This window comes from Lysinibacillus canaveralius, assembly GCF_047301505.1.
In the GTDB taxonomy this organism is placed as follows: Bacteria; Bacillota; Bacilli; order Bacillales_A; family Planococcaceae; genus Lysinibacillus_B.
Window position 1 is genome coordinate 2,978,994 of sequence record NZ_CP154840.1, and the last position, 25,303, is coordinate 3,004,296.

Consider the following 25,303-nt stretch of genomic DNA (forward strand, 5'->3'; position numbering starts at 1 on the left):
CTCTTAGTAATCAAAGAATAAAATATCATCTCGATAATTTTGTTTTAAATCGTTCTCTAAATATAGTAGGAAACGCTCTAAAATAGCAGCCGCCTGAGCGCGTGTCAATGTACCGGCTGGATTAAAGTTTCCTTGTGACCCACTCATTAGGCCTAGCTGCGTCACTACATAGACGCCATCCCTTGCATAATTTAAGATTTTTGCATCATCTTTATATGGTGTTTTAAAACCAGGATCAGGTGCTTTTCCTTCAAGGCCCAACGCCCGTACCAAAATAGCAGCTGCCTGCTGGCGCGTCAAGTTACCTTCCGGGTTGAAGGTCTGTGAATTTACCCCTGTTATGACGCCCTTATTATATGTCGCTACTAAATAGGGATAGTTTGGTCTTGTCCGTTTTACATCTTTAAAAATAGAAGGTGTTGACGCACTTTTCTTTTTCGAGCTTCCTACCTCTACCCGCAGATCAATTGCCTTCCCGATGGCAACTGCAAAATCATAGCGTCCCATTGGTGTATTCGGGGAGAAGAAATTAGACTGATCATCAAAAATACCAAGCGAATAGAGCTTGTCTATATGTGATTTTGCCCAATGGCTCGATAAATCACGGAATTTCGGCACAATCAAGCGCTCTACTTTTGGCATATATTCTGCTGTAAAGTCAATCGTCCCTGTTCCTTCTTTCGGTAAATCATATTTATACTCCGAGATAGTGTCTGCCTCACTGTTAACTGAGTAACCCCCATCAAAACTTCCTAACGAACCTAGGTTTTCCTCATAGTTTAATGTACGGGATTTCGAGTGAGAGGAACGGCTTGTAACAGTACCGACCGTACCGTCCGGATACTCAAATTCATAGTCCATAATCTGCGTTTCTGTTGAACCCCAGAAATTTTCATAGCCTACATTTTTCCCAGAACCATTTACGACAACTGTCTGTGTTTGCCCATTTTTGTATTTAATAAGATATGTTTTTCGCATTACTGTATTGCCGGACGTATAGTCAGATGCAGGGCGCTTATCAGTGATATAGCTTCTCGACATTTGATAATCCACTAACTCAATTGCTGCATCCTGATAACTAATTTTCTCGCTGTACTTCGTTACTTCTCCAGTCGCTGTCATTTGACCAATCGTATCGTGGTTGTCTACCGCGTAAACATAGGTAAATGATCTTGTCAGTGAAGCACCGTCATTACTTTTCATTTTAATGTTATATGTCTCAGTAATTTTGTCGCTTTTTTCTGTAACCTTTACTTTTACATCTTTATTTGTGGCTGTAAAATGCATCGGCTTCCCTAAAATGAACATGTATTCCTCATATGTATATTCATTATTAATACCGCCCGTCAAATCCACAATTTCAGCTGATGACTGCTCCGGACGCATCAACACTAAAAGAACGGTCATGACCAGTGCTATATATCCCAGCTTTTTCATCCTTTCGATACCCCTCTCTTCGTAAAAATTAGAGGTATGCAGCGTGGCTGCACACCTGCCTGGCATTACTCATTCACTAAAATAATTTGCGCATCGAACGTATCGTCAGTGAATATAACAATACGGTCATTTGGTTTTAATTGGTCAATTGTAATTCGTTTTCGATCTTTAATAATCAATACTTGTGATAGTTCAAGGCGGTTAATTCGACCTGTATCAAGCCAAGCACCTTCATACCACTGGCTGACATCCTTTACTTCCAATTCTGCTGTCGCATCGACACCAATTGAGCCTTGATCAATCATTTTAACAGAAGCAATTCGTCCAGCCATTGTCGTAGTCGGCTGCAGCTTATCCTTACCGACTAAATGTATTGCCTGGATATGACCATCCTTCACATAGAAGTAGCCGTATTTTCCTTCATGAACTTGTAAGCTTGATGCAAGAGCCACACCAGTTGAACCAATGCTTTGTGTTACGACAGTTGAATTACTAAACGATAATGTCTTTGCCTGTTCTTCTTCATATAGCCAAGCATGAGAGCCGCTGTCCAGCTTTGTATAATCACCGATTTCCAGCAGATAGTTTGATTGTTCTACTAAAGACAATTTCCCGAAGTACAATTCATGCGCTGCTAGGTTTGGTGAAAGGAAACTATCGTTCGTAATATTGACAACATGTGTCGTATTGCTTTTTGTTACACCATCTGTCAATACGAATGCTGTACCCCAGGCACTTAATGTGCTCGGTTCTACTAAGCGTCCATTACGCACTAAAATAGATCCTTTATGATAGTACATTAACCCAAAATCCTTTAAGCGGAAAAGTTGATTAGACGTATCCACCATTGTGATTTGATCATAGAATGTACGCTCATTGTTTTCCAATACGACAACCTTTTCTACAACTTCTCGACCGAATTGCTTTGTTGTAACATAATAAACATCGCTGTTTCGGTAGTATTGCAATTGATTTTTATTTATTTTTTTATTTCCTGCATACATTGTCGTATTGCCGGCAAATGAGAATGTGGATAAATCATTGTGCGGGCGTGTGCCGAATTCCCAATCTTCAAATGCCTGAGAGTTCGATACAATGAAGCGATTATTCCGGACATTCACTGTGTGCAGCTGTCCTTTATACAAATTATGAACAAGGGTACCAGTTTGAATGATTTCTATCTCTGTCACTACTGACGATGTTGCTGATGAAAGCTTCAGCTTCACTCGGTCACCCTCGTACATCGTACTTATATCTACATGAGCTTTGCCTTTTATATAAGCTGTATCACTATTTATGTAATATTGCTTTTCCAAACCACTATCCAGTTTCACTTGCACAAACATACCATTTGGATCAATTTTTGTTACAACCCCTGCCAGCTCTTTGCTATTCTTTACAATTGTGCCTTCCTCAACTGCAGATTTGCCATCTAAGCGTGTAACATTACGTAGGCTGACCTTGGCTTCTACTGTCATTCCTTTTTTAAACCCATTAATATTCGTTTTTGTTCCATTGATATAATAATACGTATCATCAGTTAGGTTTAACGTAGTTGTACGACCCGCTGAATTTCTGATCGTTAATCTCGGATTCGTACGTTGAACCGTTCCATCCTTTAAGGTTGTCTCAGTATATGTAACATTTTCAAACGTCCCTTTATACACTGCCGCCGCCTCGGATGATGCCCCAAACGGGATGAGAGATAATAATAGAACGAGTGAAAGTATGGAGAGACCTATTCTTTTCTTCATCTACCTGTTCCTCCTTTTATAAATTCTATTGTTTCATAAAGAATAAATTCTACCTCTTCATTTTTTGTCTCAAAATTGGTTTTTACTTCATTTTTCCTTTGAAATACAAATAAACGGAATGGCCAGCAGTTCATTCCGATGCTCAGTTAGATAGAAATATCAATTTTCTGACCTAGATTCGGGTGTGGTGCATCCACTGATTCCATCATTTCCGTCATTTGCTGTACTTGCACCTGTTGTGTTTCCATCACTTTTCCGGCCACTGCCAATGACACATTTTGCATCAGCTGTGTCTGGCTCATTGTAATTGACAATGCTGCAATATCCATAGTAGCACCTCCTGTTATATTTATCGGCAGTATGATGTATTCATCAAGCATATATTTACATTTCTTCATGAAAAGATGCCTTCCTTGGATATAAGGGAAATGATTCTCTTTTACCAGCCTAGAGAATAGTCCATAGCATATTTTTTTGACAAAACGGCTTTAAGCTGTTAAACCCTGTCTCTATGCTTTTATCATAAAAATGTTCAGATGTAAGTACTTCAAAAGAATACTACCTTTTCTTCTTTTCACAGTGGAAAATTATATTTGTTCTATCATAAAAAAACGCCGCTACACTCTAAGGTAGCGACGCTCTAGCGATAACTTTAATAGTAAATCCTGTTTGCTCCGTATTACATACGGCTTTCGATTTCCGCCCATGCCTGTTCAAATCCAATTCCTTTTTCGGAAGAGAAGACAATTAGCGGATCTTCCTTATCCATTTGCAAAGTTTCTCTTACAACTTTCTTATGCTTATCCCATTTTCCTTTCGGAATTTTATCGCACTTTGTAGCAATGACGATACATGGAATATTGTAATGCTTCAAGAAATCGTACATCATACAGTCATCATTCGTTGGTGAATGACGTAAATCCACAATCAGTACAACCGCCTTTAATAAATCACGGCCTGTAAAATACTTTTCAATCATCTTGCCCCAAGCTGCACGCTCGGATTTCGATACTTTTGCATAACCATAACCAGGTACATCGACGAAAAACAGCTGTTCCTCAATCTTATAAAAATTCAATGTTTGCGTCTTTCCCGGTTTTGAAGATATACGCGCTAATGCCTTACGCCCTATCATACGGTTAATGAATGAAGATTTCCCGACGTTAGAGCGCCCTGCAAGCGCAAATTCAGGAAGTCCATCTTCAGGATACTGCTCTGGTCTAACGGCACTAATGACCATTTCGACGTTATGGACTTTCATTTTTTAAAACCCTCCATCTAATGCCAGCTGAAGCACTTCCTCCGCTTGTGACACTAATTTAAACGACAGCTGTTCGCGAATTGCCTCAGGAATATCATCAATATCGCGTTCATTGTCCTTTGGTATAATAATCGTCGTTAAGCCCGCACGATGCGCACTCAATGATTTTTCCTTTAAGCCTCCAATTGGCAGCACGCGGCCACGGAGCGTTACCTCGCCCGTCATACCGATTTCGCGCTTGATCGGCTTTTTCGTAATGGCAGATACGACCGCCGTTACCATTGTAATCCCGGCAGACGGACCATCTTTTGGCACTGCGCCTTCTGGAACGTGAATATGCAAATCGTGTTCATCAAAGAACTCAGGCTTAATGCCTAATTCATTTGTAAGGGAACGTACATAGGACAAGGCAGTTTGAGCTGATTCCTTCATGACATCTCCTAATTTCCCTGTTAACTGCAGCTTCCCTTTACCAGGTGTTAACGAAACCTCGATTTGCAGGGTGTCGCCCCCTACTGTTGTGTAGGCTAGTCCTGTAGCAATACCGATCTGATCTTCTGTTTCTGCTTGTCCATAACGGAAGCGGTGTTTACCTAACATCTCAACAAGCATTTTAGATGAGACCGTAACACGTTTTTTATCCCCAGAGACAATGATCTTTGCTGCTTTACGGCAAACCGTCGCAACTTGACGCTCCAATCCACGTACACCTGCTTCCCTTGTGTAGTAGCGGATTAAATCGATAATTGCCTCATCCTTCATTACAAGCTGGGATTTTTTCAAGCCATGTTCTTTCATCTGCTTTGGAACTAGATGATTTTTCGCAATTTCCGTTTTCTCCATCTCCGTATAGCCTGCAATCGTTATGATTTCCATACGGTCACGAAGAGGGCCTGGGATCGTACTTAGATCATTGGCCGTTGCAATGAACAGCACATCTGATAAATCATACGGCTCTTCAATATAATGATCACTAAACGTATTGTTTTGCTCAGGGTCAAGCACTTCCAGCATCGCTGCAGAAGGATCTCCTCTAAAATCATTCGACATTTTATCAATTTCATCAAGTAAAAATACAGGATTTGTGGTACCTGCCTTCTTCATCCCCTGGATAATACGTCCCGGCATTGCTCCTACATACGTACGGCGGTGTCCGCGGATTTCTGATTCATCTCGCACGCCGCCAAGGGAGATACGTACAAACTTACGATCTAAGCTTTCTGCAATGGAACGCGCCAAGCTTGTTTTACCAACTCCTGGAGGTCCCGCTAAACAGATAATCGGCCCGCGTAAAGAGTTCATTAGCTGTCGAACAGATAAATACTCTAAAATACGTTCCTTTACTTTTTCCAAACCGTCATGATCACGGTTTAAAACTTCCTCTGCATAAGCAACATCGAGCCGATCCTCCGTTTTCTCACTCCAAGGAAGCGCAGCTAACCATTCCACATAGTTACGTATTACACCGCTTTCGGCACTCGCCGCCGGTATTTTCTCATACCGGTCCAGCTCTTTTAGCGCTACTTTCCGTGTCGCTTCTGGCATGCCTGCCTCTTCAATACGTTTACGGAGTTCAGCCACCTCACCGGATTTTCCATCCCGGTCGCCAAGCTCCTGCTGGATTGCCTTCATTTGCTCACGAAGGAAGTACTCTTTTTGTGTACGCTCCATCGCTTGTTTTACTTTTGTATTAATTTTCTTTTCAAGGGCCATGACTTCCTGCTCATCATGCAGACGGATAATTAAGTAATCCAAACGTTTTTTGATGTTGAAAATGCTCAAGATTTCCTGCTTTTCCGCCACTTTCAAAGGTAAATGCGAAGAAATCACATCTGAAAACCGTCCTGGCTCTTCAATATCTACAACGGATTCAATTGTTTCAGTCGTAATCTTGTTGGAGATTTTGGCATACTTCTCAAAATAGCTTAACAGTGTACGCATTAAAGCTTCTGTTTCTGCATCTTTCGTCGGGTCATCCTGATGGATTTCAATATCGACAGAAGTATACTTATCCCCTTCTTTATAATCCAGCATCTTGGCACGTGCGATACCTTCAACTAAAATACGCAATGTACCATTAGGCAGCTTAAGCATCTGCTTTACATTTGCTACGGCTCCTACCTCATATAAGTCGTTTCGATCCGGCGATTCTACACGCATATCCTGCTGAGTCGCTAGAAAAATTTTGCTATCTCCCAACATTGCCTGCTCAAGGGCAGCAACTGAACGCTCACGACCGACATCAATATGTAGCACCATTGATGGAAAGACAAGTAACCCTCTTAACGGCAATAATGGAATATTTTTTTCAATGTTTTTCACGCGGGTATTCACCTCCATCCAAAATCTATACGTAACAACCCGCAATTGTAGTATGTGTGTAAAAATGATTTTCATAAACCTATGTATTAAGTGTGAATAAAAAGCTGACCGTCGACTGTGCGATAGCACATCCGAAGCCAGCTCATTCACCACGCCAAGCGTAACATCAGAAACTATGCTGAAGTCTTTTTGTTATCTCTTTTATATTCTGTTCCATCTGCTAATAAAAGCTTCGGATCAGCCTTATCCGTAATTGTTTCTGCAGTGATGATACATTTTACAATGTCCTCACGAGAAGGCAGCTCATACATTACGTCTAACATAGTTGCTTCAATAATGGAGCGAAGCCCACGTGCTCCTGTTTTACGTTCGATTGCAAGCTTCGAGATTTCTACTAATGCTTCTTCTTCGAACTCAAGCTCTACATTATCAAGCTCTAGCATTTTTTGATATTGTTTTGCTAATGCATTTTTAGGTTCAGTTAAAATGCGGACTAATGCATCAACATTCAGCTGCTCTAAAGATGCTAATACAGGCAGACGACCAATAAATTCAGGAATTAACCCAAATTTCAATAAGTCTTCTGGAATTAAGTGAGCAAGCAGCGAACCTTCCTCTTCCTGAGTGCTTAAGTTTGTGCCAAAGCCAATGACTTTTTCACCTTGACGGCGTTTAATGATTTGTTCGATACCATCAAATGCGCCTCCTACGATAAATAGGATATTTGAAGTATCAATTTGCAGGAACTCTTGATGCGGGTGTTTGCGTCCGCCTTGTGGAGGTACACTTGCTACTGTTCCTTCCAAAATTTTGAGAAGGGCTTGCTGTACACCTTCACCTGATACGTCGCGAGTAATCGAAGGATTTTCAGATTTACGCGCTACTTTATCGATTTCATCGATATAAATGATCCCTTTTTCTGCACGCTCGATATCATAATCAGCTGCCTGGATCAATTTAAGAAGAATATTTTCCACATCTTCCCCTACATAGCCCGCTTCTGTCAAAGACGTCGCATCTGCAATTGCAAATGGTACATTCAGAATGCGTGCCAATGTCTGAGCAAGCAATGTTTTACCACTACCTGTTGGTCCGATCAACACAATGTTAGACTTTGATAACTCTACGTCATCAATTTTCGCATTTGAGTTAATGCGTTTATAGTGATTGTACACAGCAACGGCTAAAGCTTTTTTAGCACGTTCTTGTCCAATTACGTATTCATCTAATATGTTTAAAATTTCCTTCGGCTTGGGAATATCTTTAAATTCGATTTCTTCTTCCACGCCTAGCTCTTCTACTACGATTTCCGAGCATAGCTCGATACATTCGTCACAAATATATACGCCCGGTCCTGCAACCAGCTTACGAACTTGTTCTTGTGGCTTCCCACAGAAAGAGCACTTTAAATTGCCTTTTTCATCATTAAATTTAAACAATTTGTTTCACCCCTATTCAAGCAACAATCTTACAAGATTATCCGCTTATTATCAAATATATTGACTGTAAAAAAAGTTGCCTATATGTACAGTACCCAAAATCTATGTATATAACATGCCCATTTCTTTCTGATAAGAAAAGCATATTCGCGCCAAGATAACTGCAACAAGCTGTGTGAAGCATACCCTCAGCATGCTTAGTGTCTGCATGCCGCACCTTATCAGCAAGCGCGAATGACAAGCCAGTTGTATAGCTCTAAACTTGTCCTTTTCAATTATTTAGAAAGACTCATCTAAACTGATTGTTCGGTGAGTAATATAATGTTTAGATAGATTCATATCTATCTGCCAAAACAAGGCACGGGAAGTTCCGTGCCTTGTTTTGTCTTTTATTAACTCTATTCTACACGATTAGTGTTTCGCTGTCGTATATTTTATCTGAAATTATTCAGAAATTTTAGCATTTTCTACTAAAAGTTCTACAGTTTTCTTTGTTTTTACATCATTTTCCAGAATAGCTGTGCCGCCTAAAGCTGTTTTAATTTGGTCAACAGTCATACCAAATTGAGAAGCCATAGCATCTAGCTCAGTTGTAATATCTTCTTCTGATACTTCAACATTTTCCGCTTTAGCGATTGCTTCTAAAGTTAATGCAACGCGTACACGGTTTTCAGCATCTTCTTTCATTTGTTCACGCAATTGCTCTTCAGTTTGACCAGAGAACTGGAAGTACAATTCAAGGTTCATACCTTGCATTTGTAAACGTTGACCGAATTCTTGCACCATACGATCTAATTCTGTGTTGATCATACCAGCCGGAATTTCCATTTCAGCGTTTGCAGCTGCTTTTTCTACTAACTCATCACGAAGAGCGCCTTCTGATTCAGCTTTCTTTTGTTCCACAGTTTGATCTTTAATTTTAGCACGTAATGCTTCTAAAGATTCAACTTCTGGATCGATTTCTTTTGCGAACTCGTCGTTTAATTCTGGAAGTACTTTCGTTTTTACTTCTTTAATAGTTACTTTGAAAGTAGCTTCTTTACCTGCAAGCTCAGCTGCATGGTATTCTTCTGGGAATGTTACAACAACTTCTTTTGATTCGCCGGCTTTTACGCCTACTAATTGCTCTTCAAAGCCAGGAATGAAAGAACCTGAACCGATTTCTAATGGGTAGTCTTCGCCTTTACCACCTTCGAAAGCTTCTCCATCTTGGAAACCTTCAAAGTCGATTACAGCTGTGTCGCCTTCTTCAATAGCGCCATCTTCTTTGATTTCTAATTCTGCTTTACGAGCTAATTGCTCTTGAATTTGTGCTTCTACTTCTTCATCAGTTACTTCAGTTGGAAGTTTTGTAACTTCTAACCCTTTGTATTCGCCTAGTTTTGGTTCAGGCTTTACTGTTACAGTAGCTGTGAATGTGAAATCTTGGCCTTTAGCAAAGTTTTCAGTACCAGCGATTTCTGGATAGTCAACCGGCTCAATGCCAGCTTCGTCGATTGCATTAGAGTATGCATCAGGAATGATGATTTCTAAAGCATCTTGGTATAGAGCTTCCACACCATATTTTTTCTCAAATAACGGACGCGGCATTTTCCCTTTACGGAAACCTGGCTCGTTGATTTGTTTAACGATTTTGTTGAATGCTTTGTCTAAAGCGTTGTTTACTTCTGTAGCAGGCACTTCGATTGTTAATAAACCTTGGTTACCTTCTTGTTTTTCCCATTTTACTGACATTTAGATGACCTCCAAAATAAGTTTAAGGTTGTGTACCAATTCTTCGTTTTATACGATTTGACAACCATTTTAGTATATCATAGATGAGCTCAGTTTCAACTTTTTTCACATATGTTGTAATTCTGTCAGCTTTTCAAGGTGATGGAGAAAGTCAATAATTTCATAATCCATCTCCTGCATCTTGCCGAACATTGCCCCTACATACTCAATATAACTTTGTGCTACACCCTCGTTATCATAGTCCAGCCATTCGAATGGATAGGTAACGATTGCATGCTTTGCAATTAAATGCTGCACAAGCTCGAGCGTCGATGGCTCCTGCTCCAGCTCTCTCATAATTATTTCTGCTACCACTTGAAATTGCGGCATTTTCGTCGGCAGCTGGAGCTCTATTGGATTGACCTTCAAGCACCGGTCAAATTTTTTCACTTCAATTTCCATCGACACTTCCTGCTCGACTAACAGCAGCAAAACTAGACTCTTAACAAACGGATGAGTTTGTTCGTGTTCAATGATCGTCTTGAGAGAAAAGGCAATCGGTCTTATATTAGCCATCATTAATTCGTGAACGATAACAAGCTGCTCTTCTGTTTTTTTCTCAAGGAATACGTCAATTGAAAAATCATTTTCTGCTGATTCTTGAATAATCTCTACTTCTTCCTGCACGCGCTTATTCTCCGCAATATCAGCATTTAGATTTTTCAGCCTCGTAAATTTATCCATCTGCTCTTCCGGAATGACCTCTTCTTCCATTAACGATTCAATGATTTTCTCTACTTGTTTAAACTGGCGTAATTGCATGCAAATCGTTAAGTAGAGCTCCATTGCTTCAAAGTACATAGAAGGCCCGATTTCAAGAAGCCGTTCACATATTTCCTTGGCCTTTTCAAAATCACGTGTTTCATATAAAGAATAAGCATACACACTCAGCGTCATTTCATCGCCAGTTGTATATTGCAAAGCTTCTTCAAATTTATCATTCGCTAAATCATATTGATAATCTTCTGTATAGGTATGTGCTTGATCCAACAGTTTTTCAACAGTTCCTGGAAATACAAAAACGTTTTCAAACATAGGCAGTTGTTTTTTCTTATTCTTTTTCAAAAAGCTATCACTCCCGGTCCATGCATCTATCATTACCCATTCTACAGGCGAATGCTTTCCTGAACAATCCCAAGTATAATAGACGTTTCATTTTTTATTATGTTTCCCTCCACCAATGCTTCCTACCTATCCCACCCATATTTTTGTGCTATACTATATGCTACGAAATCAGAAGGAGTATGATTATGAACTACGGATTTATCGGCCTTGGAAATATGGCGACAGCCATTATAAAGGGCATGGCAACAAGCAAAAAATTTGATACAAACCATATATACGGAATGAACCGTTCTTACGAAAAGACAGATGAATTAGTCCAGCAGTATGGCATACAGGGCTGTGCGACTATTGAAGATTTAATGAAAAAAGCGGACATAGTCGTATTGGCTGTCAAGCCTCAAGTATTGCCTTCGATTCTGCCAACTATAAAAACTTTTTTACGAAAAGACCAAATTGTTATATCAGTGGCAGCCGGAAAAACTTTGTCCTACTTACAGGAACAGTTACATGAACATTCCTCGATTTTCCGCGTCATGCCGAATATTAATGCTGTCATTGGTGCTTCAACGAGCTGTTACTCAACATCTGTTTCAGCTTCAAATGCACATAAGCAATTAGTCGAAGAAATGTTTGAGACAATCGGGACAATTGTTGAGCTGCCGGAAAATTTATTTTCTATTTTCACAACAATCGGGTGTGCCTCTCCGGCCTTCACTTATCTTTATATCGATTCACTCGCCCGTGCCGCAGTACGAGAAGGGATGCCAAAGGAAATGGCGCTTAAAATCGCTGCAAGCTCTGTGTTGGGCAGTGCGCAAATGGTATTGGAATCGAATGAGCATCCGATGGCATTAGTAGACCAGGTATGCTCTCCGGGAGGCACAACAATCCAGGGGATCACTTCTTTGCAGGCAAATCGTTTTGAAGGCGTTATTCATGATGCAGTAACTGCCGTAACAAAAAAAGACCATAGCCTGCAATGATAAAAAGGCGCCAGTCCCATTAGAGGACGGCGCCCGTATTCATTCATAATAGAAGGAATGTTCTTTAGGATTGTACCAAATCCAGAAATCTAATTTATAATACCCCTTTTTAAAAGGAGTAAACCTAACACCCATTATTTTTCCTAAAAATTTATGGAATTCCTACCTATTGAAATAAGCATGCCGGCTTTTTATCGGGCTGGCGGCTGCTATTCGTATAATGTATCATCTATAAAGCCAATATTTTTCTTGAATTTTTCCCTCGATAGTATACCGACATAAAGCGCAAGCAATAAACCCATACACAAGAGAGAGCTCAGCTCAAAATAACCTAGAGCGCTTTGCTGGGTAAATAACTCAAGCTGTCTTTCCATTTCTCCAGGAGTTCCTATACGAGGCAACGCATTCATACAGAAATAGGTAAAGACTTGTACAGTTGAAATGGCAATCAAAAATCCAAGTGTAGACAGTTTTACGATATATTTCCCTTCCGCAATAACACGGTAAAGAAAATTAATTGCCAACCCAATAACAATGAAATGAGCCAATAAACTTGTCAGCTGCAACGGCAAATACAGCGGACTCATCAATTCAGCAAACCCTTGTAGTGACTGCTTCGGAATGACTGCTCCAGTGCTTACGCTGACTAGAATGAAAAATAAAATGAAAACCGTATAACTCAAAGGATTTAGCATTCGGCTTAATATAAATCCTAACATAAACACTCTACTAGACATCTCCATCACCTTCTTTTTGAAATTTTAGGTTGGATACGAAGCGTACTTGTCGTGTTACGTTACAGCGTGTTGTATTGTCCTATACAACTACATACCCGATTGATAACAACTAAATACTTTATTTAATTTAATCCTCGAGAAGAAAAAAGCTGCTTTATTCCTTTAATTTCTGAATTATACAACAGCCCATCAAAATCCTGCCGTCTGATTTTCATTTTATTATTCACAGTCTGTTCTTAAAAATACATTCGTTTTTATTGATAAAAAACCATTGATAGCAAAGTCAGTATTCTGTATAATCAATCTTGTTTTAAAAACTGATACACTAGGGAGCGTGACAACAAATTGGGTAAAGCATTGATTATTGGAGCTGGCGGTGTTGCCAGCGTAGTCGTACACAAATGTGTGCAAAACTCAGAAGTATTCGAAGAGATTATGATCGCGAGTCGGACAAAATCAAAATGTGATGCTTTAAAAGAAAAATTAGACGGCGGTAAAACGATCATCCATACTGCACAGGTGGATGCGGACAATACGGAAGAGCTAATTGAATTAATCAATGGATTTAAACCAGATGTGGTAATCAACGTAGCTTTACCATATCAAGATTTAACGATTATGGATGCATGTTTAGCAACAAAGACGCATTACGTAGATACAGCAAACTACGAGCCTCTTGATACAGCTAAATTTGAATATAAATGGCAATGGGCTTACAAGGAGAAATTTGAAGAAGCAGGTATTACTGCCCTTCTAGGTTCTGGTTTTGACCCAGGTGTAACAGGCGTATTCACTGCGCATGCACAAAAACACCACTTCGACGAAATTCATTACATTGATATCGTTGATGCAAACGGCGGCGACCACGGCCTTCCATTCGCAACAAACTTCAACCCTGAAATCAACATTCGCGAAATTACTGCAAATGGCCGTTTCTGGAAAGAAGGAGAATGGGTAGAAACAGCTCCACTTGAGCATAAAATGGTATACAACTTACCAGAAATCGGCGAAAAAGATTGCTACCTTCTTTACCATGAAGAATTAGAGTCTTTAGCTAAAAATATTAAAGGCCTTAAACAAATCCGTTTCTGGATGACATTCGGTGAAAAATATTTAACACATTTACGCGTTTTAGAAAACGTTGGTATGACTTCAATCGAGCCAATCGAATTCCAAGGTCAAATGATCCAGCCAATTCAATTTTTAAAAGCTGTTTTACCAGACCCAGCAACGCTTGGTCCACTAACAAAAGGTAAAACAAACATTGGCTGTGTCGTTCGCGGAATCAAAGACGGCAAAGAAAAAACGTACTACGTATATAACGTATGTGATCATCAGGAGTGCTACCGTGAAGTAGGTTCACAAGCAATTTCTTACACTACAGGTGTACCAGCAATGATTGGTGCTATGCTTGTCATGAATGGCGAATGGCAAAAACCTGGTGTATGGAATGTAGAAGAATTCAACCCAGATCCATTCATGGATGCATTGAATAAATGGGGACTTCCATGGCACGAAACTGAAAACCCTGAACTAATCGATTTAGATTTCACAACAAAAGAGGCTAAATAAGATGAAGCAGATCGATTGGAAACAAGCGCCTTCACCTAGCTTTGTCGTGGACGAGCGCTTATTAAAACGCAACTTAGAATTACTGAAATCTGTCCAGGACCGCACTGGCTGCGATATTTTACTTGCACTGAAAGGCTTTTCCATGTGGTCAACATTCCCAATGGCACGTGACTATCTGAAGGGGATTACTTCCTCTTCTTTATTTGAAGCACGTCTTGGGTATGAAGAGTTTGGAAAAGAAGTGCATGCCTATGCCCCAGCGTATGCAGATCATGAGATCGATGAATACCTGAAGTACGTGGATCACATTGTCTTCAATTCATTTGATCAGCTTGCTCGTTATAAAGAAAAGGTACAGGCACTTGATAAGCATGTATCAATTGGCTTACGTGTAAACCCTGGATATTCCGAGGTAGAAACACCTCTTTACGATCCATGCTATACAAACTCGCGTCTTGGGATTCCATTTGAGTCCTTCAAACCTGAAGAACTTGATGGTGTCGAGGGTATACATTTCCATGCAATGTGCGAACAAAACGCCGACGTGCTGGAACGTATTTTAGTTCATTTTGAGGAAAAATACGGCGAATACCTGCACCAAATGAAATGGATCAACTTTGGCGGCGGACACCACATCACTCGCGAAGATTATGATGTGGAACTGTTGATTAAATTAATCAACCGCATCCAGGAAACATATGATGTAAAGGTTATTTTGGAGCCAGGAGAGGCAATTGCTTTGAATACTGGCTATTTGGTGGCAACTGTACTGGATACAATTAAAAACGGTATGGATCTAGCTATCTTGGATACTTCAGCTACTTGTCATATGCCAGATACACTTGAAATGCCATACCGTCCGATGATCATCGGCTCAGGAATGCCAAACGAGAAAAAGTATACGTATCGTCTTGGCGGCATGACGTGTCTAGCTGGAGACGTTATCGGCGATTATTCTTTCGATGAACCGTTAAAGGCAGGCGACCGCTTAGTATTCACTGATATGGCACACTATACAATGGTAAAGACGCACATGTTCAATGGCGTGAACCTGCCAAGTATCTGCCTATACAATGAAGAAGAAGGCGTAAAAGTTGTACGCTCTTTCGGCTTTGAAGATTACCGAAACCGCTTATCGTAAGAAGTAACAGCTATAAAACAAAAACAGCACTGCAAAAGGGGAAGCCCTAATGCGGTGCTGTTTTTCGATTGAAGGGACTTTATGAATGGATCGGCAGATAAATCACTACTTTTTCCTCCCCTTCTTCCATTGGATGATACGTTTCCACAATATATTGCGTCAAATCTCTTTTATCCCCTTGTTGCTCTAGCCATTTCAATAAATGCTCATACAGGCTGCTAATTTCCTTTAGTTTCCCTCTTGTCATGGCATAATGCCCACCTGTTTCGATATAATTCATCTGTGGGGGAACTTTCTTTACATGCTCGTTTATCATTACACCTACATAATAATGCCCTTCTTGATGATCATGACCTCTTTTTGGCTCATAGAGAGCTATTTCAATACCTGAGTGGTTCTTCACTTCGTCTATACGATGAAGAAACTGCTGCGCAAGCTCAGGAACCTCTGTCCCGAAATTCATGAAAGCGCCTTCCCCTTTTAGTCCAACTATTTTAAAGGTTTTTGTTACGTGCTGGCATTTCATTGGTATCCCCATTTCTTATTACTAGTTTTACTATCCATTCTTCAGCTAGTTATTAAATACCTTTTAGGACACCATTTTTTCATTTACAACTTTATTTTAGTTAAAAAAGAAAAAAAAGGTTACTGAATTTATATCAGTACCCCCTCTTTTTCATAGTTTTTTAATTATCATCAATTGTTTCTGTAAATTCTTTACGTGCTGCACTTAGCTTCCCAATATTTACTTGAATAGAAGCAATTGAATCACTATTTAATGGTACATGTCCGCCTTCTTCTACACTTTTCCAATTCTTTATGTTTTGTTTATACGCATAATTCGACAAGCGGTAAATATCAATGTTTTGTTCAAGCCCCTTCTGATACGTTTCCTTTATTCTTTTTTCCACTTCTTTTTTAAGCGACTCCTTCACCTCTGTTTCTGTTATTTCGGCATGGAAGTCACTTACTATTGCATCAAGTTTTACCTTAATATCAAATTTAAACGACCCATCTACAAATTTTGATTTTACATCTATTTTTATGTTAGCTACCGTAACAGTTATTGGTTTCTCTTTTAAAAGATAGGTTATTTGGGTTCTCACCGTTTCATCAGTCATGAATAGAATGCCCTGTATATCCTTACCTGATAAAATACCTTTTAATTCAGTTCTTGAAAGGAATGCTATTCCCTTATACTCAATCTTTTCTTGCTTTCCCTTCTGTGATTCCCAATCTTTATTTAATGTAACATAAGGAATCCCCACCACATGATTTGGCTCGTTTAACCTAAGGATAAATTGCCTGAAATTAACAGGGGCAATATAGGATTCCTGTTCATAAGGGTTGCGCGGATTAGAAAGTGAAGAGGTTGTAATTGACTTATTTAAGATAGGCGTTGCGACCATAATATCGGAGATTTTATCCCTTGTACCATACAACCAAATTCGATATCTTGTTTCACGGTACCGAGCAATGGCGTTGATTACCGTATTGGCTCTTCCTTCTTCCAGAGCTGACTCAGACATTACGATAAAGGATAGATGCCCCCAAAATACACGCATATCTATGGAATGATATAAGTCGAAGATTGCCTCATACATAGTTTCTCCTGTACCCACGCCTACTTCTGCCTGCATCGCATCTGGCTGTGGCTGCTCACTTTTCGCTACGTTAGTAAAGTCGATAATTTGAACATAGACTTTAAATTTACCATCAACATAATCTACACCTAATCCGTGCACATAATACATTCTCTCAGGCTCAGTAGCATCCCAGCAACCAGCTAATAGGAAAGTAGTGAGAAAAATTAAATACCATTTTTTCATCATTTCTTCACTCTTCTCGTATCATCTTTCGTATTGAGCATTTTCGGCCTTTTTTCATATCCGTCTCCTTTAAGCCTAAAGATTGTTTTGAAAAGGGAATTCAAGCTCATATCAGTCGCAATATTCAAATAAGGCACTCCAAATACTTTTATATAACTTAAATAGGCAATGGTAAAATAGATACAAGCAAAAAAACCAAAGAGCCCTAAAAAAGAAGTAAGGATAACAAATCCGATGCGAAGAAGCGTTACAGAGCCGACAAGAGACTGATTAACAAGCGTAAATCCTGCGATGGTAGAAATAGCGATTACAACAACCATGGCAGGACTTGTAATACCGGCACGGATAGCCGCATCTCCGATTATCAAACCACCTACTACACTAATAGTTCCGCCTATCACAGTTGGCAGCCGCAAACCCGCTTCCCTGAACAATTCGAAGAAAAATATCATTATGAGCATTTCAAGCGCAGACGGCAAGGGTAAGCCGGTATTTGCCTGTACCACCGTTGCTAGCAGCTGAACAGGAATTTGATCTTGATGGAATGTCGTCAATGCTAGCCAAAAAGACGGCAGCAATAGTGCCAGTAAAAGACCCAAAATACGTAATATCCGCTGGAATGAACTGTACACAACAGGATATTCGTTATCTTCAGGTGACTTTAGCAGCAGAAAAAAATTCGTTGGTAACAATGTTGCATATGTTGTTCCATCCACTAATAGTGCGAAGCGGCCTCTCACTAATGCCTGCATAACAAAATCGGGGCGCCCTGTATAGTCTGTTTTGGGAAATATAGAAAGTTTCTTGCTGACATCTTCAATCAATACTTCCCCTGATAATATAATGTCTCCTTTTACATTTCCTAGCTGATTCTTTATTTTTTGCAGCAATTCTTTATCAGCTATATCCTCAAAATAGAGGAGGGCCACATCGGTTTTAGATCTTTCCCCAATTTGCATTTTTTCAACAATAAGTGAGTTAGTTGGAAGACGCTTCCTTACAAGTGCAATATTCACAGATAAATCTTCTATGAAATTATCCCTCGGTCCCTTTACCGCTACTTCAATATTGGTTTCTTCCGGCTTGCGGTTTGGTTTATTTGATATATTCGTTATAAATAGTATTTGGCCGATTTCAAAGTAAATAAGACATTGACCGGTGAACAATTGCCGTTCGCAGTCTTCAATTTTACTTATTTTCTTGAGGTGTGGAAGGGCTAAAGAGATTTCTAGATGCCTTTGAAACTTTAGTATGTTTTCTAAATCTTTATTATCTGCTTCATTGTCCTCTAACACTTTTTTTAATTCTGGAAGAACCAATTCATAAAGGAGAATGTCATCAACCATTCCTTCACAAGTGATGATGTGAACCGTTTCATGTTGAAACATGAATTGCTGGAATTTTACATCTCCTGTCTTTTGGAATCTTTGCTTCAGCTCATTTAATGTAATCTCCTTCATTTGCATTACGTATTTCCTCCTGCCTACTACCTTTTTTACGTCGTATAAGCAAAGCAAAAATGACTCCGAGCACTAGTAATAAGCAACAAGTAAAAATTAAAAAATGATAGTTATTTATAAATAAATATGTCTGCTCGTCTACTAACATCAAGACAAGACAAACGACAGCGAATGGCGGTGCCACATAAGTCCAGACTTTTTTAGGCTGCTTCTCCATATCGAAAATTTCTGTTACTAAAAATAAATAAAACCCAATTCTTACAAACGCACCTGTCATCCATTGATAGATAGAAAAAAAATCAAGATGGTTAACGAATTCACCAATTACTACTAAGCCCCATTCTTCATATGCGGGGTATCGCTGTTTAGAAGCCTCATCTGGCCCAAATTCTACAATCGCTCCAATTAAAGGACCTAGCGTCAAACCTACTAACAGCAGTAACATTAGAGCAAAGTGTTTAAACCTTATTCCACTCTTTACATGATGTTGAATAAAAACTAAAAATATGAGTTCTACAAAACCTGCCAGTGGAAAAACGGTTGCTAACAGAACTGGCTCCATTCCATTTTCTAGCATAGGATGCAGCAAACTATAATCCTTCACCCGTATATTAGCAAAGGCCACAAAAAAACCAAGAATTACAACGATGAATAATACGATTGCATTAGCAATTACAATTGTCTGTAACCCTTGAACAGCTAATGTCATACAAAGAATAAAATAAATGATAAATAATATCATTATAGGGGTATAAGGTAAAAACGTCGTATTGACCCACTGAAGCATTTCAATCATTGTAAAAGCTCCTAATAGGAATATCTCTCCTATTATGATGAATTTAATAATGAGCGCAATTACTTTCCCGTTCTTATCTTGCACTATTTTTATAAACGGCTGCCCATTCATGTTCTTTGTTATAAAAGCTAGAAGAAACAGCCATGGAAAAATAAAAACTGCCCCAAGTAATACACTTAACCAGCCATCCCTGTGCCCTACTTCTAAAATGGGCGGCAGGATGGTAACATGATTTTTCAAACCAATAACCGTCATACATAAAAAAATTACATGAAGAATACTTATTTTTACACCTTTAGTCATTTTTCCTACCTATTTTTTCATCTTAGTATTAACGGGAAGATGAAAAAATATGCGATAACTGGAAAAAATTCAGTTTTATCTACTGCCTACAACAGAAGGTATCCATCGTAGTATATCGAGTGTTGAATAGGCTCTTTTTTCTAAACTGATAGCTGTGTATCTCGTATAATCCATTCAGTAGCACTAAATAAATCAGGAACAACAGCATCTGCCAGCGGATCACTCTTCCCTAAAAACACACCCTTTGTCCCCGCATTTTTTCCTGCTATAATATCTGTATCCGTGTCCCCTACCATATAGGACCCTCCAAGATTTATATTGTATTTATTTGCAAGGTCCTTGATCAGCTTACTGCCTGGTTTTCGGCATTCACACCCGGCTTTCGGCTTATGTGCACAATAAACCGCCTCCTGGATAATAGCCCCTTCCTTTTTCAATTCAGCGATCATAAAATCATGGATTTTAATAAGCTGCTTCTCCGTCATGAACCCGAGTCCTACTCCTCCTTGATTCGTTACGACAAATATATAATCGAAGTGGTCATTCAGTTTCTTAATTGCTTCCGGTACACGAGGTAGAAAATACAAATCTTTGGGCTTGTTTACAAACTTCACTCGATGGGTCAGCACTTCATTAATTACACCATCCCGGTCTAGAAATACCGCTTTCTTCATTTAATCCAATCCCTTTCTTTCAGTAATAACCCCTTGCCAGAAGGTGCCGTATACTGTTTTATTTTTACATTTGTCCTTTTTCAAGCAGAAAAGTTATCGTATCTTGTACAGCTTTTCTGCTAAACGATTAATTACTAGAAGCTGCACCATCACTAGTATTCCCCGTTATAAATCTTCGTTACTTATTTTTTAATACATCGTGGATAAATATTCCTAAAAAAAAATAATTAAAAATGTATATTTCTGCTTTTTCTGCAAACGATAAAGAAAGGAAAATGATTTATAAAATTTTCAAAAAGGAGTGCTATTATGGGTATTTTAGGAAGAAATCCAAAAGCAGAGCCACTGAATTATGGAGAGATTTTTGCTATCTGGACAAATATCGGAACGAACCACGGACTCATTGCCGCCTATCAAACCTTCTACAACCATGCAGGGGATGCGGATTTACGTAAGTTAATTGAAGAGGCTATTGCAATGATGGAAGAGGAAAATAAGCAGTTGATTCCCATTTTAAAAATGAATGGAGTAGGTCTCCCTCCAGCGCCTCCAGAGCGCCCTGTGGCACAGCTGGAGGATATTCCAGTTGGGGCACGCTTCAACGACCCTGAAATCAGTATTACCCTTTCCATGAATGCAGCGAAGGGATTGATGGCCTGCAGTACAGCAATGGGTCTTTGTACGCGTGAAGATATTGCTACAATGTATGGGCAATTCCATTATTCTAACGCTCAGCTTGGAGCGAAATTATTACGATTGAATAAAAGCAAAGGCTGGCTTGTCCCCCCGCCTCTTCATACACAGATGAATCTTCAATAACGAGCTGTAATTTGGATCACTTAAATAAAAATGCCGTTGATTGCCAAATAAATGGACAATCGACGGCATTGTTTATTTCTTCGGTTTTTTTGACGCAAGTACGACATCAGTTAAAAAGTGAACACGAGATAACGCACCAATATAAAACGCCACTACATAGCCTGTTAGGAAGAGAGCTATCAACTCCACGATATGGAGTTTAAAACTCCAGAACAGCTGATTTAGCCCGTTTAGCTGCTCATTATTTATAAAGGCCTCTATTGGCAGGTTAGAATAACAGAAGAAACTCAGCATTTGTATAATACTCGCTGCAATTACAAAGGATAAAGTTTTTCTACGAATGATGTAGTTTTTATATTGCAAATAGTTTATTAGAAAACGAATCGTCATTATACAAATAATTATATTCATAAAGATTCCTATATAACGGAGTGTTACATAATATGGTTCCACAAACGCGGCAATATCGTTCATCCAAGAAGAAGGGAAAACTTCTAAAATGATCAAATAAAAAATCGCATAATAGCTTAGGAACACCACAAGCCCCCATCGGCTGAAAATGATGAATAATAAAGTTGACAGTTTTTTCATGAAGATTTCCTTTCTTCCACTCTTACTTACAATTCTAATTATACTATTATAGCTTGAATACATGATGAAAAAAAGTTGTTCGCCTAAACGCGAAAGATCTTTTCTATTATAGGTGTATAAATCAGTACTCCCCCTAAAAAAGTTAAAAGCATACTAGATCACTAAATCGGTAATCCAATGTAAGTCATCCTATTAGAATCATCCTTATTTATACATCATAAAACGGGGGGCGAAAAAACTCTCCTTATTTATTTGTCCATTATTACCCAATGTTTTTTGAAGACCGGGCAGTTATTTACATTTTATTATGTATAGTAACGAATAAAACGATAAATTGTTTTCCTTATTTTAGAAATAACTATCTTAATACATTATTTTCTCTCTTAATCAAAAAATATTTTTTTCATTCATAAATCTTGTTTTCGGATTCATGCTTCAACACTGTTATATATTCATTATATAACACTTAAAACATTGAAAATACTACATTGTATTCATTTTACACCCACCTGTTATAATACAAATAAACGTCATTATTTTCTGCGTAGCAACCCTTTTTTTCTATTTCACGAAACTATTTTATTAGAAAAAAACTATTGCGCTATTATGTTAGGTAATGTTATCTTGATATCTAGAATTATTCGCGAACAAATTCCACCAAAACAAAATAAAGGGGTAGAAGAGAAAATATGAAGAAAAACAAATGGTTAATTGCACTTTCCGCTATTGCTATCCATTTATCGATCGGTGGGGCATATGCATACAGTGTATATAAAAATCCTATTACAACTCAATTGGGTTGGAGTATGACAAACGTTACGATCGCTTTTACAATCATGATGGGTCTTGCCGGTTTTGCGGCAGCCTTATTTGGAAGTTTTGTAGAAAAACAAGGTCCTCGTAAATCAGCCATGCTGGCTGCAGTACTTTTCGGTCTTGGACAAGCAGGTGCCGGAGTGGCCATCGCAATGGATTCAGTTGTCCTATATTGGTGCACATACGGTCTTCTTAGTGGTTTAGGGATGGGTATTGGTTATATCGCTCCTGTATCTACTCTTGTTAAATGGTTCCCTGATCGCCGCGGTTTAGCAACAGGGATGGCAGTTTTAGGATTTGGTGCAGGTTCACTTATTACAGCACCAGTTGCCACAAACTTAATGGAAGCTGTCGGTATCTCAAATACTTATTTCATCCTTGGTATTAGTTATTTTGTATTAATGTTCTTAGGTGCTTCATATATTGCTCCTCCAAAAGCAGAGGGTTCATTGAATGTTTCGAAATATGATACAACAAGCAAAGCATTGGCACAAATGTCAGCACGTCAAGCTGTAAAAACAAAGAACTTCTGGATGCTTTGGTCTATGCATTTAATCAACGTAACAGCAGGTTTAATGATGATTTCCGTTGCATCTCCAATGGCTCAGGAAGTAGTCGGTCTATCTGTAGCAGGTGCTGCAACAATGGTTGGTCTAATGGGATTATTCAACGGCGGCGGACGCTTAATTTGGGCAGCAGCTTCAGATTATATTGGTCGTCAAAACGTCTTTATCATTTTCTTTGTGATTCAATTGGTAGCCTTTGTGACATTACCATTCACAACAAATATTCTATTGTTCCAAGTATTCATTTTCCTAGTAGTTAGCTGCTATGGCGGTGGTTTCTCTAACCTTCCTGCCTTTGCAAGTGACCTATTCGGTACAAAACAGCTTGGTGTTATCCATGGCTACTTACTAACAACTTGGTCACTTGGCGGAATTTTTGGTCCACTGATTGTATCTAGTATCTATAATGCTGCAGGCAGCTACATCCCTGTATTCTATACGTTCTCTGTATTGATTTCGATTTCGCTTTGTATCTCACTATGGATGCGTCATGATGTAGTAAAGAAAAAGAAAATCCAAGCAGCGGAAGAATTACAAGAAGCTTCGGCTCAATAAAGTAATCGTCAGCTTCAAGGTGATTCAAAAATAAAGAGAGGATGTACGCTCCCTTATCGAGTGTATATCCTCTCTTTTCTTTATCTATTTAGAAATAACGTAGTCCAAGAATAACGCTATATGTATTTATGAATATCATCCGTATAACAAAAAAACCTTGGCAATATTCAAGCCAAGGTTTTATTAATTAGTTAAATGAAGAAATATACACTCATGAACATCGCTATACAGCCTCCCAGTACAAATAGATGCCAAATTGCATGATTATAAGGGATGCGTTTATTCTTGTAGAAATACGTTCCTGCTGTATAAATAATGCCGCCTGCGAGTAATGTGAGGAAGCCTTCTGTTCCAATATGAGCATGTACCGGTTTGTAAGCAAAAATTACAAGCCAGCCCATACCGATGTATATAAGTAATGATAGCGCCTTGAAACGGTAAACAAAAAATTGTTTTAAAATAATCCCAATTAACGTCAAAGCCCATTCAATCCAAAAAATAGCCCATCCTAACTTTCCACCAATTGCTATGAGCGCGATCGGTGTATATGTACCTGCAATCAATAGAAAAATCGCGCTATGGTCAAGTTTCTTGAAAAAACTTTTATGCACTGGCACCGTATGATACAGTGTAGAACATAAAAATAGCAGCATCATTGAAATACCGAATATAATATAGCTTGTCAATTCCAACGTTGACCCATTTCCATTTGCTTTATTAATTAATAAAACAAGTGCCGGGATAGCCAATACACAGCCAAGACCATGCGTGACTGCATTCCAAAATTCTTCTTTTTTACTATAGCCTGATTCCATGACGATTGCTTGCGTCATCATACATCACCTCTTAGTTCTAGTATGCTACAAAAAATGAATGGAGTGTACCGCTACATGTCATGATTATAGGATGACAAATATAATGGTTTACTCAAAGCTGTTTAAAACAAAGTAATGAGTGTCAGTGAACTGCTATGAAGATAGTTAGGATTACTTCGCTTGCCACTATTGTTTTTATAGCCATTTTTTTCGAAAAGAAAACGGGTATTTTACCATTTACTCAACGGCTTTCTCCATTGCAGCTTTTAAATATACTCGGTTGTCACAATGCAAAAGCAATATCCCTCATGAATAGAGAGTGTGTATAGTACCGCTTGGCAGTACAAGCTGTATCTAGCTGGGAGCATGAGACGGGGTCTTTTGTACAACATATGGCTCGCTGCCCTGCCCTATCTAACTTCAAATCGATATGACAAGTGTTTTGCAGTCAGCTGATATCTTTAAATCTTAAATACCTAGAATAGGACGCCTATACATTCGTAACTGTTCCAGAGTCATTCTTCCTAAAAAATAAAGAGAGAGTTCAATATTATTGAACAGATTTACTATCCACGGAATTATAGAATATAAAAAT

Annotated in this window: 21 protein-coding genes; 5 read left to right on the forward strand and 16 right to left on the reverse strand. The window is 38.9% G+C overall.

Annotated elements, in window-relative coordinates:
• Positions 1-3: 3 nt before the first annotated feature.
• The 8 genes from AA0Y26_RS15135 to AA0Y26_RS15170 all read right to left on the reverse strand — a co-directional run bounded on the left by AA0Y26_RS15135 (position 4) and on the right by AA0Y26_RS15170 (position 11,051).
• A complete protein-coding gene (locus AA0Y26_RS15135; RefSeq protein ID WP_413362917.1) occupies positions 4-1,437 on the reverse strand; it encodes an S-layer homology domain-containing protein in 1,434 nt (477 codons plus the stop codon).
• Between the two features lie 65 nt (positions 1,438-1,502).
• The gene (locus AA0Y26_RS15140; RefSeq protein WP_413362918.1) at positions 1,503-3,191 is read right to left on the reverse strand and encodes a hypothetical protein; all 1,689 of its coding nucleotides are present in this window, start codon (positions 3,189-3,191) and stop codon (positions 1,503-1,505) included.
• 146 nt (positions 3,192-3,337) lie between these two features.
• The gene (locus AA0Y26_RS15145; protein WP_413362919.1) at positions 3,338-3,589 is read right to left on the reverse strand and encodes a YjfB family protein; all 252 of its coding nucleotides are present in this window, start codon (positions 3,587-3,589) and stop codon (positions 3,338-3,340) included.
• A gap of 281 nt (positions 3,590-3,870) precedes the next feature.
• Positions 3,871-4,452, reverse strand: a complete 582-nt coding sequence (yihA, locus tag AA0Y26_RS15150; RefSeq protein ID WP_413362920.1) for a ribosome biogenesis GTP-binding protein YihA/YsxC — start codon at positions 4,450-4,452, stop codon at positions 3,871-3,873.
• A 3-nt stretch (positions 4,453-4,455) separates the two neighbouring features.
• Positions 4,456-6,792: an endopeptidase La gene (gene lon, locus AA0Y26_RS15155; protein ID WP_413368231.1), complete on the reverse strand. Its 2,337-nt coding sequence runs from the start codon at positions 6,790-6,792 to the stop codon at positions 4,456-4,458.
• 155 nt (positions 6,793-6,947) lie between these two features.
• Positions 6,948-8,213: an ATP-dependent protease ATP-binding subunit ClpX gene (gene clpX / locus AA0Y26_RS15160; RefSeq protein ID WP_413362921.1), complete on the reverse strand. Its 1,266-nt coding sequence runs from the start codon at positions 8,211-8,213 to the stop codon at positions 6,948-6,950.
• A gap of 444 nt (positions 8,214-8,657) precedes the next feature.
• Positions 8,658-9,947, reverse strand: coding sequence for a trigger factor (gene tig / locus AA0Y26_RS15165; protein WP_413362922.1), 1,290 nt, complete (start codon positions 9,945-9,947; stop codon positions 8,658-8,660).
• Between the two features lie 105 nt (positions 9,948-10,052).
• The gene (locus AA0Y26_RS15170; protein WP_413362923.1) at positions 10,053-11,051 is read right to left on the reverse strand and encodes a tetratricopeptide repeat protein; all 999 of its coding nucleotides are present in this window, start codon (positions 11,049-11,051) and stop codon (positions 10,053-10,055) included.
• 185 nt (positions 11,052-11,236) lie between these two features.
• Between AA0Y26_RS15170 and proC the strand changes: the two genes are divergently transcribed.
• The gene (gene proC / locus AA0Y26_RS15175) at positions 11,237-12,034 is read left to right on the forward strand and encodes a pyrroline-5-carboxylate reductase (RefSeq protein ID WP_413362924.1); all 798 of its coding nucleotides are present in this window, start codon (positions 11,237-11,239) and stop codon (positions 12,032-12,034) included.
• 209 nt (positions 12,035-12,243) lie between these two features.
• Here the strand turns inward: proC and AA0Y26_RS15180 are convergent, their stop codons facing one another.
• Positions 12,244-12,771, reverse strand: a complete 528-nt coding sequence (locus AA0Y26_RS15180) for a hypothetical protein (RefSeq protein WP_413362925.1) — start codon at positions 12,769-12,771, stop codon at positions 12,244-12,246.
• 345 nt (positions 12,772-13,116) lie between these two features.
• On the opposite strand from AA0Y26_RS15180, the gene AA0Y26_RS15185 reads away from it, so the two are divergent.
• A complete protein-coding gene (locus AA0Y26_RS15185; RefSeq protein ID WP_413362926.1) occupies positions 13,117-14,343 on the forward strand; it encodes a saccharopine dehydrogenase family protein in 1,227 nt (408 codons plus the stop codon).
• A gap of 1 nt (position 14,344) precedes the next feature.
• A complete protein-coding gene (gene nspC, locus AA0Y26_RS15190) occupies positions 14,345-15,484 on the forward strand; it encodes a carboxynorspermidine decarboxylase (protein ID WP_413362927.1) in 1,140 nt (379 codons plus the stop codon).
• Between the two features lie 79 nt (positions 15,485-15,563).
• On the opposite strand, the gene AA0Y26_RS15195 is transcribed toward nspC, so the two are convergent.
• The 5 genes from AA0Y26_RS15195 to AA0Y26_RS15215 all read right to left on the reverse strand — a co-directional run bounded on the left by AA0Y26_RS15195 (position 15,564) and on the right by AA0Y26_RS15215 (position 20,546).
• Positions 15,564-16,022: a GyrI-like domain-containing protein gene (locus tag AA0Y26_RS15195; RefSeq protein WP_413362928.1), complete on the reverse strand. Its 459-nt coding sequence runs from the start codon at positions 16,020-16,022 to the stop codon at positions 15,564-15,566.
• A 148-nt stretch (positions 16,023-16,170) separates the two neighbouring features.
• Positions 16,171-17,316, reverse strand: coding sequence for a Ger(x)C family spore germination protein (locus AA0Y26_RS15200; protein WP_413362929.1), 1,146 nt, complete (start codon positions 17,314-17,316; stop codon positions 16,171-16,173).
• Positions 17,313-18,779, reverse strand: a complete 1,467-nt coding sequence (locus AA0Y26_RS15205; protein ID WP_413362930.1) for a spore germination protein — start codon at positions 18,777-18,779, stop codon at positions 17,313-17,315. The genes AA0Y26_RS15200 and AA0Y26_RS15205 overlap by 4 nt, the downstream gene beginning before the upstream one ends.
• Entirely contained in the window at positions 18,751-19,872 is a 1,122-nt protein-coding gene (locus AA0Y26_RS15210) for an endospore germination permease (RefSeq protein ID WP_413362931.1), read from the reverse strand. Before AA0Y26_RS15210 ends, AA0Y26_RS15205 begins: the two co-directional genes overlap by 29 nt.
• Positions 19,873-20,012: 140 nt before the next feature.
• A complete protein-coding gene (locus AA0Y26_RS15215) occupies positions 20,013-20,546 on the reverse strand; it encodes a D-glycero-alpha-D-manno-heptose-1,7-bisphosphate 7-phosphatase (RefSeq protein ID WP_413362932.1) in 534 nt (177 codons plus the stop codon).
• A gap of 309 nt (positions 20,547-20,855) precedes the next feature.
• On the opposite strand from AA0Y26_RS15215, the gene AA0Y26_RS15220 reads away from it, so the two are divergent.
• Positions 20,856-21,365 (forward strand): DUF3231 family protein, encoded by a 510-nt coding sequence (locus tag AA0Y26_RS15220; protein ID WP_413362933.1) that lies wholly within the window; start codon positions 20,856-20,858, stop codon positions 21,363-21,365.
• Positions 21,366-21,437: 72 nt separating this feature from the next.
• On the opposite strand, the gene AA0Y26_RS15225 is transcribed toward AA0Y26_RS15220, so the two are convergent.
• A complete protein-coding gene (locus AA0Y26_RS15225) occupies positions 21,438-21,956 on the reverse strand; it encodes a hypothetical protein (RefSeq protein WP_413362934.1) in 519 nt (172 codons plus the stop codon).
• A 689-nt stretch (positions 21,957-22,645) separates the two neighbouring features.
• Here AA0Y26_RS15225 and AA0Y26_RS15230 point away from each other — a divergent pair.
• Positions 22,646-23,893 (forward strand): OFA family MFS transporter, encoded by a 1,248-nt coding sequence (locus AA0Y26_RS15230; protein WP_413362935.1) that lies wholly within the window; start codon positions 22,646-22,648, stop codon positions 23,891-23,893.
• A gap of 191 nt (positions 23,894-24,084) precedes the next feature.
• Here the strand turns inward: AA0Y26_RS15230 and trhA are convergent, their stop codons facing one another.
• Positions 24,085-24,726, reverse strand: coding sequence for a PAQR family membrane homeostasis protein TrhA (gene trhA, locus AA0Y26_RS15235; RefSeq protein ID WP_413368233.1), 642 nt, complete (start codon positions 24,724-24,726; stop codon positions 24,085-24,087).
• Between the last annotated feature and the right edge of the window lie 577 nt (positions 24,727-25,303).